We start from the raw sequence: 10087 nt of genomic DNA, 5'->3' as shown, positions 1-10087 counted from the left end.
CTAGACCTACGAAATGCGCCATCGCTCTCACTCCTTCCCTCGATGCACGAGGTCAGGTTCGACCCCGATCCAGGCATCGTACGTGAAGGGGCTGCAATCTCATCCGCTGTCAAAATGCAGCCGCCGCGATACACCATCTCTTGCCGAAACCCGCCATTCCCGCTTCATTAAACTGAGCGACAACAGTCGCCTCATTTCAGTCGTTTAATCATTTCGAGCTTGAGCCTGAAACCTGCCGTTCGTTCACCCTACCCGCGATGCAAGGATTGCGCGATGTCCACAGCTATTGTCCGCGCCGAGATCGAGCGCTTCATTCAGTCGTCTGCGCCGGAAGTGCTCTGCATCTCCGGGCAGTGGGGCGTCGGGAAGACCTATTCCTGGCAAACCTTCCTCAAGGAGGCGGAAAAGGCCGGGCAAGTAGGGGTGAGCCGGTATGCCTACGTGTCGCTCTTCGGACTGACTTCTCTTGGCGAGCTGCGCAACGCGATCGTGGAGAACACGGTGAACATGGCGGCGTCGTCCGTTCCCGATGCGTCGAGCCTCCACGAAATCATGCGGAAGGGCGAGACCTATGCTCGGAAGAGCCGTCCGGCCCTGGAGATCGCGGCGGGATTCTTCCGCATGAAGGATGCGGGCGACGCACTCTACCGCGCGGCGTTCCTCACCGTGCGCAACCAGCTCATCTGCTTCGACGACCTCGAACGGGCCGGGAAAGCGCTGGAGATGCGCGACATTCTGGGCCTTGCGTCGATGCTCCGCGAGCAGCGCCAGTGCAAGGTGGTGCTCCTCCTCAACAAGGAGCAGACCAAGCCGGAAGAGGCGATGGAACTCCAGCGTCAGCTCGAGAAGGTTGTCGATACGTTCTTGGTGTTCGAGCCGACCAGCGCGGAGGCCGCAGCGATCGCGATAGCTGGCACAGATACGGTCGCGGAGAAGCTGCGCGACCGTCTTGTCGCGCTCGGCGTGACCAACATGCGGGTCATGAAGAAAATTGAGCGCTGGGCCCGCCTCGTCGAGACGGAGCTGGCCGGTGTGGAAACGGAAGTTGTCGAACAGGCCGTCGTGACCGTTGTGCTAGCCGGATGGTGCTTCCTGCAGCCGGACCTCGCACCCGGCCTCGATTTCATTCGTAAGTTTAACTCCATGACCGGTCTATTCCGACGGGAGGACGAGCCGGAGGAAAGGAAGAAGTGGCGTGAGGTCCTTTCGAGGTACGGATATGGAGCCACCGACGAACTGGATGCGGCAATCATCGATGGCGTTGCAATAGGTTACTTCCGTGGTGACGACCTAAGGGCGGCGGCGCAGGCTCTAGGTGAGCGCCTGAAGCGGGACGGCCGAAAGGACAGCTTTTCGCAGGCGTGGGAGCTCTTCCACAGAAGCCTAACGACGGACGACGACGTCATTTTGGATGCGATGGCCGCCGGAGCGATGGAGAACCTCGGCGAGATTTCCCCGGTCAACATGAACTCGGGCGTTCGCTTCCTCAGGCGGTACGGACGCGAAGCTCAAGCTTCCGAACTCGTCGTGAAGTACATCGACGCGAACCGCAGCAAGCCCGACTACTTCTCGAGGTGGAACCGGTTCTTCCACGACGATCCGGTGGATGAGGAACTACTGGCCGCAATGGAGGCCGAGCGCACCGCCATCGTGGATGCGCGCGATCCGGCAGAGATGCTCAAACAGATGGCCCGGACGAGCGGATACAACCCGGAGGAGGATTCAGCGCGGCTATCGCGACTCACCGCGGACGAACTCGTCCAGCTTTTCGATGACAATGCCGCCGACGACGTGAAGGGCATGATGGAATGGGCTGACCGCCTCGCGAGCCATCCGGGTGCGGTTGGGCTGCGTGCATCGCTCGACGAGGCGCTCGCGCGCATCGCCGGAAGGTCGCCAATGCGTGCCGACCGTCTCCGCAGCTGGGGCGTCCTTCCGGCAGTCCAGAAGCCCGAGGGGCCGGCTGCCGATCCAGCGACTATCGACGACGCAGCTGCAGGTGCTGCGGCCGTCGCGGTGGCGGTTGACGACGAGGCGCCCGCCGAAAACGACGGTGGGGAGGAGAAGCAAAAATAGGCTGTGGGCTGCTGCTATGTGGGCGAACGGCTCCTTTACATGTCAGCGGAGAGCACTCGCCGCTACTGGCTGCACGACGCAGCGAAATGACATCTTATGATTGCGGGGTGGCGAAATGACGCTGATCGGCACCATTGACCCGTCGTGGAAGGATATGTCGAAATATGTGGTCCACTTCGGAAAGGAGACCACTGGGAAGTCTGCTTACGACAATGCGATCTCTATCTTGTATGCGCGGCGCATCATCGCGGCAAACGCGTTCGGCGCCGGTCGCAATTTGGCACCGGCGCGGAAATCGGTGTGCTTCAGCGAGGTGCCGCTTCACCACTTAAAGCGGCTGGCAGATGTTCGCGGGCGGCACGGCATCGGGTTCCGAAAGGAATACATCGTCGAGCGTGGCGGCGGCCCGATCCTCTATGCGTACAAGGATACGCCGCAGGCGAAAGCGATCAACGCGATGGTGCATGCTGCGGCACACGACGCAAGTTCTCCGGTATGGGAAGTCGCGCCGTTCGTGGATCTGCCCGGCACCTACGGCAAGTCGAAGTACCTTTATGAGTGGGAAAGGGAGTGGCGTCATGTCGGCGACTTGAACTTCTCGGAAACTGATCCGGCGTTTCTGATTATTCCCGAGGACCTCCACGAGGCCGCGCGCGACTTTTTCCATTCTGCGAAGGTCGACCATGTGGGGCCAAGCTACGAATGCCCCTTCATTGACCCTTACTGGGGTGAGGATGAGATAGCAGGCGCCCTGTACTCTTGAGATCCTCGATAAATGTGAGGCGAGTTGGACCCGTCCTCTCGCCTATTTCGGCACTGCAATCTACGCTCTTGCTTCAACCGCAGTATGAACGTCTGCTACTGCGGAAAGCCGTCGTAAGCGGCTGTTGTGGGGGAACGGCAGCAAAGTCCCACAGCTCGCCGCTCACGATCCGGATGATTGGCATAGCGCGCCACCTAGATGCGTCTCCAATAGATCGCCGATACTCTGAACTGTATCTATCAAGTCGGCATCATCTAAATGGGCGTATCTTGCGGTTGAACTCGCGCTCGCATGTCCGAGTAGGCTGCCGATCATAGGCAACGTTTCGCTCTCCATCGCTGCATGACTTGCAAAACTATGGCGAAGGTCGTGTATCCGCACGCGCTCAAAGCCGATTTTGCCACGCAGATAGCGCCAAAACCAATCGAGCCGGACCGGCTGATCCTCGCCCGATCGGACTGCGGGACCAACAGCGGAAAACTCGTAAGCCTTTCTGCCCGAATACACATGAAGGGCTTTGCCGAAGGAATTTAGTCTGATACTTTGGCGCTGGAGGATGGCGGTGTAGAGCCTCCTCGCGTGCGCGTTGCTCATCCAACTGTCCAGAACGTCATTTCGCGTAGAGCGCGAAACGCGGGCCACGACCGGGGAGCATAATCGATGTCTGACAACGACGTGATGAGCTACATCGCCGCACTGCCGCTCGGGGAGGACCCGGCGACGAAGCAGAGAGCCTTTCCTCAGATGGCCAGCGAGCTGGGAGTCGGGGGTAAAATCGACACTGCGAACCTGCCAGATGGCGTGGTCGCCGGCTCTAACCTAGTCGGCTTTGACGGCACGGTGGGAGCGCCGCAACGCGAGGCCGTCGCCTTGTGCATGATGGCCGCCGAGCGCGTCGCCGATCAGGATCCGGTGGTCAACTCGCCCGAACTGTGGGTCAAGCGATACGACATGGTGCTGCAGGGGCTCGGCTGGATCGGCTCCAGCGGCGGCGTGGTCGACTATGACTATTCCAACCGCAATGTGTCGGTGCACGAGGTCGTGATTCCGATACTTACGGCGGCGTTCGGCGGCGCTGCGGTGGGCGGGCTGATCATCAAGGCGCTGGAGGGGCTCGCCGGAAGCGACAAGGACGATCCGTGGATCACCCTGTTTGAGCGGGAAAGCCGGCATCTTGACGTGATCGAGTACCGCTTCGGCATCGCGGAGCAGATCGGGACCGCGGTCAACCTCAGGATCGCGGCCGCCCGCCTACGCGCCGACCAGAAGCGCCTGCAGATCCTGCTGTTCAAATCAAAGAGCAACGAGGTGAGTTTGAAGACCTCGCAGACCGTTCTGGCCGCGCATGAGAAGACGCTGGAGAAGATCGCCAATGGGCTGCGTCCTCGCTTGATGTCGGCCGTGGACAACTTCATCCGCGAGCTCCCGCTTTAGCGGCAAAAGGAAGAGCCGCTGCAGCCAGCGCATTTAGAAGACGGAGAAGAGATACATGCCGGGCGCCGAAGCAGAGCCGTTCCCGCTCGCAGATGTCGATTGCGAGTGCTGGCTTGTGCGTTTCGATAAGACGGGCCTGTGCACCTCACCGCGAACGCGACACGCCCTGCTTGAACGGCTAGGGCAAATTCCGGCAACTCCGGTAATCCTCTTTTCGCACGGATGGAATAACGAGTTCGGCGATGCCGTCCGCCTGTATTCTGCGTTCATGGACCAGCTCCTGGAACTCCGCCGCAAGTATTTTCCGGCGGCTCCCAGACCGATCTTCGTCGGCGTGGTCTGGCCGAGTACGCTGCTGTCGTTCGACAGAGGGCCCGCGCTCGCTGGCCCGAATCTCGAGGAGGCCGCACCGGAAAGCGAGGCGGCGACTGTCCAGGCGCTAGCCGACGCGCTCGCCACGCCGGCCGAGCGCGAGCGGCTCTACGCCCTGATCGACGAGCCTCGCCTTGCGGACCAGGAAGTGGTCGAGCTTGCCGGGTTAGTGGCGGCGGCGCTCGGCGCAACCGTGCAGAGCGACTTGGCGGAGGGAGCCGAAACTGGGGCGCCGGACACGAAGGCGGTGCTGGCCGGCCTCGACGCCTTGAGCGTGCTGCAACCGCCCTCGTCAGAGGATGAGGAGTTGCCTGAAGGCGGCATCAGCGACGGAACCTATGCCGCCTTGCCGCAGAATGCCGGCGTGTTCCGCTACCTCGATCCGCGCTGGGCGCTGCGGCTAGCCTCTGTCTATCAGATGAAGGATCGGGCGGGCAAAGTCGGCTGGCATGGCGTCTCCGCCCTTGTGACCGACATCCTGGCCGCGAGCAGCGCGCCGCTTCATGCGGTCGGCCACTCCTACGGCGCCAAGGTGCTGCTCTCGGCGGTCGCGGCGAGCGCGGCATCGCGCAAGGTCCGCACGATGCTGCTGCTGCAACCGGCGGTGTCTCACCTGAGCTTCGCCTCACGGGTGTCAGGGCGCAGCGGGAGCGGCGGCTATGCCGCCGTGCCGGCGAAAGTCGAGCGGTCGATCCTGACGACCTACAGCGGCCATGACAGGCCGCTCCATACCGTGTTCCATCGCGCGCTGGTGCGGGCAAAAGATCTGGGCGAGCTTCAGGTCGCGGCCGTTGCGGCGACCCTCGCGGGCGACCCGCCCAACGTCTACGCGGCGCTCGGCGGCTACGGGCCGCGAGATGCAGGGGAGACACTTGTGCAGCCGCTCGTCGAACCCGGCACGCCCTTTCCGCCCGCCGGACGGCATTGCCTCGTCGGGCTTGACGGCACGATCGACCGGCAAATTAGCGGACATGGTGACGTCGCCACCGCGCGCATGGCGTGGCTGCTTGCTTGCCAGATGGCGGACTGACGTGGGACTGGTCGGAGCCATTGCCTCCGTGCTCCACGCGGCGTTCGGCAACGATCGGAGCGGTAGTCGGGGAAAGCCGCTCCTGCTGACGGTGAGACTCTTGTTCCGCGACGGCGCTGCAGTGGTCAGGTTAGAGCTGACCGGGCGCACCGTTGATGATGCGGGCGAAGAGGAGGACGCGCTCTCGTGGGAGATGGGGTTCCACCTGTTCCAGGCCGGCGATCCAGACGTTTCTCAGCCGGTGCTGGCAGTTCCTGTCGAGCTTATCGAGGATCTGCGCTACCGGATTGAGCTGATCGGGGCTACCGCGGGCGAGCCGGTGTGGCTCAATCTCGCGCGTCCCTATGGCTTGCTCGGCACAGTGCCATGGGAACGCGATCTGTCGTCCGCGCTTGGCCGGTCGTTGCTACGCCTCCCCGACTTTCCGCAGCGTCCGGGGGAGCGTAGCGACGTGCTGGAAAACGTCGTTATCGTCGATCCTGATCCCACCACGCCTGAAGACGACGTGCTTCGTCGAACCAAGGCGATCGTGGACGCGATCCTCGCCGGGTCGTCGCGGGGCAACACGCGCGTGCAGATCTTTCCAAGCGCCGCCTGCGTGGCGCACTTGGGCTCGCTCAGCACTTCCCCGCAAGTGCGCATTCACGACCCCGGCGATGCGCCGACCACGACGGACTTTGCAAAGTCGCACCCCGATCTAGCGCTCTCGTTTCGCGCGGTCTGCTGGTCGAATTGGATCGGGAAGGCGGTCGCGGGCCGAGGCATCGACGCCATCCACATCCTTTGTCGTGCGGGGGTGCTCGACGGCTGCGCGTGCCCCTTCCTGTCGTGCTCCCCCAGTCCGAAAGAGCGCGTAGTCGCGCTAGTTCCGGTGTCGCAGGAGGAGCTAGTCCTGTTGCTCGATCGCGCAGGCGGTTGGGCGACTAGCTTCGCCGAAATGTCGGACGACGCCGACTCCTCGTTGCGCCAGTTCAGCGACGCCTTCGCGCGCGCGCGACCCGGCGCGGTACTGTATCATCGGCTGGGCGAGACGCCGGATGAGGAACTGGCGCAGGCGTTCAGCCTGCTCTTCGCCGGCACGCCCGGCGCGCCACCGATGCTGCGCGACGGCTTCCTCTACTGCCATCCGAGCTTCGTTCGCGACAGCCACTTCGCCACTGCCGATCCCTTCGAGCTTGTCGCCGCCCACGCGGTCCTGCTCGCACAGCGCGCGCCGGTGGGGCGGCGTCTCCTGAGCGCGCTCACCAAGGCGTTGCCGGTCGTGCCGACAATCGAAGCGGGAGTGCAGCCGGGGTGGCTAAACGCGACTCAGCGGCTGCTGGAAGCCGCCGCCTTCGAGGAACTGCGCCGCTCCTCGGGAGATGTGCTGCTCGCCAAGGCGCCGCCAGTCATTCAGCCGACGGCGGAGATCGTCGCGCAGGACTCAGCAAGGACGGAGGTGATCGCAGAGATACAGGACGTCATCAGCAACTTCGCCAAATCCCATAGCGGCGGGCGCACGGGTGTCTGATCGCGAAGCCACGGTCGAGATCGCCAAGGTCGGCGAGAAGCTGTTCTGCCGCCTGATCGGCAGCAGCGTCGCCTATCCCGACAGTCTCGAATTCGCCGAGCTCAGGCTCGACCCCGCCGAACTGCCGATGCTCGATAGTCGAGCCAACGTCGTCAGCTACGGCGCGGCGCTACGGGAGGCACTCTGCCTGCACGGCGCCATCAAGTCAGAGCTTGAGCAGATCTTTTGCACTACCTCCCCGTACCGAGCCAACCTTCGCCTAGCGATCGGCGCATCGCTGGCGGAGACGGTGCGCTGGGAGACGCTGTGCGCCGATTCGGAGCAGTTCCTCGCGCTCAACCAGATGTGCAGTATGCGCCGCGTGGCGCTGGCGGGCGACATCGCCGACCCAGGGTTGCGCACTTGCGGTGACGCGGTGCGGATGCTCGCGTTTCTTTCGCCCAGTGCCGTAAATGCAACGGACGAGTTTCACGCGATCGTAAATGCGCTCGGGGCGGCGAAGGCGGCGGGCGGGCCGAACTTGGTTGCCAAGATCTTCCTCGGCCAGCAGGACCTGCTCGATAAGGCTGTTGCGATGGCGGCAGCAGGCAAGCTGCCGGGCGTGACCGTCGCGCCGATCCCGAGCGACTCAATGGCGCTCGAACAGGCGCTCGGTGACAATCCGGCGGAGCTCCTGCACTTCTTCTGCCACGGTGTGATCCGTGGCGGGTCCCAGCTGCTCGAGTTCGGCTCAATCAACGACTACGACATCGGGGCGGATGCTGGCTCGATCCACCTCTCGATCGAACGACTGCGAGAAATCCTCGTCAAGGGCGGCACAACCTGGCTTACGGTGCTGAACAGCTGCTCCGGAGCGCAGGCGATGCCGCGACTTTACTCGATGGCGAGCGCACTGACCGGCAAAGGATCACCAATCACGATTGGTATGGCGGAACCGATTCTCAACAACGACGCCACCCTCTTCGCCAAGAGCTTCTACGCTCGGGCTTTCGAGGTGCTCGCACGCGCGCTGGCCGGTCTGCCAAATGGCAGCATGACGGCGATCGATCTCGGCCCAGCGGTCGGCCATGCCCGCGCGGCGCTGCACGCCGCCTACGATCAAGGGCCGTCGGACGCGTTCGGCCGTTGGTGCCTTCCAATCCTCTACCAGCGCAGCGCACCTCTCCGCGTCGCGCGGATCCAGCAGGAGATGGCGCAAAGGATCGAGGAGATCGCCAAGGCCCTGCGCGGCATGTCGGCCGATACGCCGGGGCTGCTTCGCGATCAGATCCTCGCGCTGCTCGACGGGCAACCTGCGGTGCCCGCCGCTCTGCGCCCCGACCGGTACGGGAACATGCCTTGACCGACAAAATAATGCGTCCGCTGCGGCTCCAAATCAACGCATGGAACGGTGAGGTCGCCAATGGGGACGAACTCCCGAACAGGTCTCCTTGGGCGCAACGCGAACAGACGCGTCCGTCCGGCAAGTGGCTCGCACCCGCCGCTCGTGCCGATCCGCGCGACTGGCGACATCCTGATATTGGCTGGGGACTGGTGCTGCCGGACTCGGACGCGCTCGGCAGCGCTGAACGGATGAACGGTGCCGATGCGCCGGAACCCATCCGCCGCCTGCTCGCCGCGCGCCCGGGCGCGCCGGTGCTGCGTTGGAGTATGTCGCTGGGGCAGAACTTCTTACGCCGTTACTATGCCGATGGCCGGGTGCAGGATCTCTCGATAGCTGCGCCGAAGCCCGGGGTGGCCGAAGGCCACATCCCACGCTACCTGCTGATCTACGGCTCACCGGAAGCCATTCCGTGGCCCGTGCAGTATGCACTCAACATGTCGACCTTTGTCGGCCGGCTCGACCTCACCAACGAGGCGCTAGACCGGTACGTCAACGCGCTGCTGTCCGACTGGTCGGCGACGCCCTGCCAGCCGCGTGCGCCTGTGGTGTGGCGGGTCGACCACGGACGGGACGACATAACTTGGCTGATGGCACGCGCGGTGGCCGGGATGCTGTGGACCAAGCTGGAGAGCGACACCGATCTCACCGGCAGGTTCCTGCTGCGCGATGGGGAGGCGACCCGTGGCAGGCTCGGTGAGGCGCTTGCCGAACGGACGCCGGGGCTGATCGTCACCACTAGCCACGGCATGACCGGTCCGCTTGGAGACGAGGCCTTAATGCGGGCGCAGCTCGGCGTTCCGGTCGACGTGGCGCGGCAACCGTTGCAGTTAAGTGACCTCGGCGCATGGAAGCCGTCTGGCGCCATCTGGTACGCGCATGCCTGTTGCTCGGCCGGCGCCGACAGTCGCTCGCGCTATGCCGACCTGTTCCCAACGAATAGCCCGATCAGCAGAACCGTGAATGGCATCGCCGCCACCGCCGGCGCAGTGATTGCGCCGCTGCCGCAGGCGCTGCTCGGCGGCGAGGCTCCGCTGCGCGCGTTCGTCGGCCACGTCGAGCCGACCTTCGACTGGACGCTGCGCGATCCGGTTACCCAGCAGGTGCTGACACATGTCATCACTACTGCACTCTACGACGAGCTCTACCAGCAGAAGCAACCCGGCCAGTCCTTCCTTCCCACCCCCATCGGCTATGCACTTCGCAACGTCTTCGCGGAGGCTGGCGCCTTCTTCGGAGCGTGGCAGGATGCGATAAAGGGGATTGACGGGAATGTGCCGGGAATGCGGGACTGGGCATTGTACCGGCAGCTCGTCGCATCCGACCGGCAGACGCTAGTCATCCTTGGCGATCCTACCGTGTCGCTGCCGCCACTGATGTGAGGCAACGGTGATCGCTGCCTAACCGCCATTTGTGTTCATCCGTCGGCTTATTACGCCTACTCGACCAACTACCTCATCGATCTCGACCATGCCGTCATCATGGACGTGGAGGCGAGTACCGCGATCCGGCAGGCCGAGG

General features: G+C 63.7%; 8 protein-coding genes. 7 read left to right on the top strand and 1 reads right to left on the bottom strand.

The features are described 5' to 3' along the window. Positions 1 to 273 precede the first annotated feature (273 nt). Positions 274 to 2076, top strand: a complete 1803-nt coding sequence (locus FHT02_RS20750) for a hypothetical protein (RefSeq protein WP_184092062.1) — start codon at positions 274 to 276, stop codon at positions 2074 to 2076. 115 nt (positions 2077 to 2191) lie between these two features. Then, positions 2192 to 2839, top strand: coding sequence for an abortive infection system antitoxin AbiGi family protein (locus FHT02_RS20745; RefSeq protein ID WP_184092060.1), 648 nt, complete (start codon positions 2192 to 2194; stop codon positions 2837 to 2839). A 162-nt stretch (positions 2840 to 3001) separates the two neighbouring features. Here the strand turns inward: FHT02_RS20745 and FHT02_RS20740 are convergent, their stop codons facing one another. After that, the gene (locus tag FHT02_RS20740) at positions 3002 to 3433 is read right to left on the bottom strand and encodes a tyrosine-type recombinase/integrase (protein ID WP_184092058.1); all 432 of its coding nucleotides are present in this window, start codon (positions 3431 to 3433) and stop codon (positions 3002 to 3004) included. Between the two features lie 66 nt (positions 3434 to 3499). Here FHT02_RS20740 and FHT02_RS20735 point away from each other — a divergent pair, with 66 nt between their 5' ends. From FHT02_RS20735 to FHT02_RS20715, 5 genes are all read left to right on the top strand, one after another. Next, on the top strand, positions 3500 to 4273 hold the full coding sequence (locus FHT02_RS20735; RefSeq protein ID WP_184092056.1) for a hypothetical protein: 774 nt from the start codon (positions 3500 to 3502) through the stop codon (positions 4271 to 4273). A gap of 268 nt (positions 4274 to 4541) precedes the next feature. Then, positions 4542 to 5675 carry a hypothetical protein gene (locus FHT02_RS20730; RefSeq protein WP_184092054.1) on the top strand — a complete coding sequence of 378 codons (1134 nt, stop codon included), beginning with the start codon at positions 4542 to 4544 and terminating at the stop codon, positions 5673 to 5675. Positions 5676 to 5766: 91 nt separating this feature from the next. After that, positions 5767 to 7185, top strand: coding sequence for a hypothetical protein (locus FHT02_RS20725; protein ID WP_184092052.1), 1419 nt, complete (start codon positions 5767 to 5769; stop codon positions 7183 to 7185). Continuing rightward, the gene (locus FHT02_RS22150) at positions 7178 to 8527 is read left to right on the top strand and encodes a CHAT domain-containing protein (RefSeq protein WP_184092050.1); all 1350 of its coding nucleotides are present in this window, start codon (positions 7178 to 7180) and stop codon (positions 8525 to 8527) included. The genes FHT02_RS20725 and FHT02_RS22150 overlap by 8 nt, the downstream gene beginning before the upstream one ends. Next, the gene (locus tag FHT02_RS20715; protein WP_184092048.1) at positions 8524 to 9948 is read left to right on the top strand and encodes a hypothetical protein; all 1425 of its coding nucleotides are present in this window, start codon (positions 8524 to 8526) and stop codon (positions 9946 to 9948) included. The genes FHT02_RS22150 and FHT02_RS20715 overlap by 4 nt, the downstream gene beginning before the upstream one ends. The last annotated feature ends 139 nt before the right edge of the window (positions 9949 to 10087 follow it).

Source organism: Sphingomonas xinjiangensis, from assembly GCF_014199255.1.
GTDB lineage: Bacteria > Pseudomonadota > Alphaproteobacteria > Sphingomonadales > Sphingomonadaceae > Sphingomonas > Sphingomonas xinjiangensis.
The sequence above is the reverse complement of the archived record's forward strand: the minus strand, read 5'-3'. Positions and strand labels throughout refer to the sequence as shown.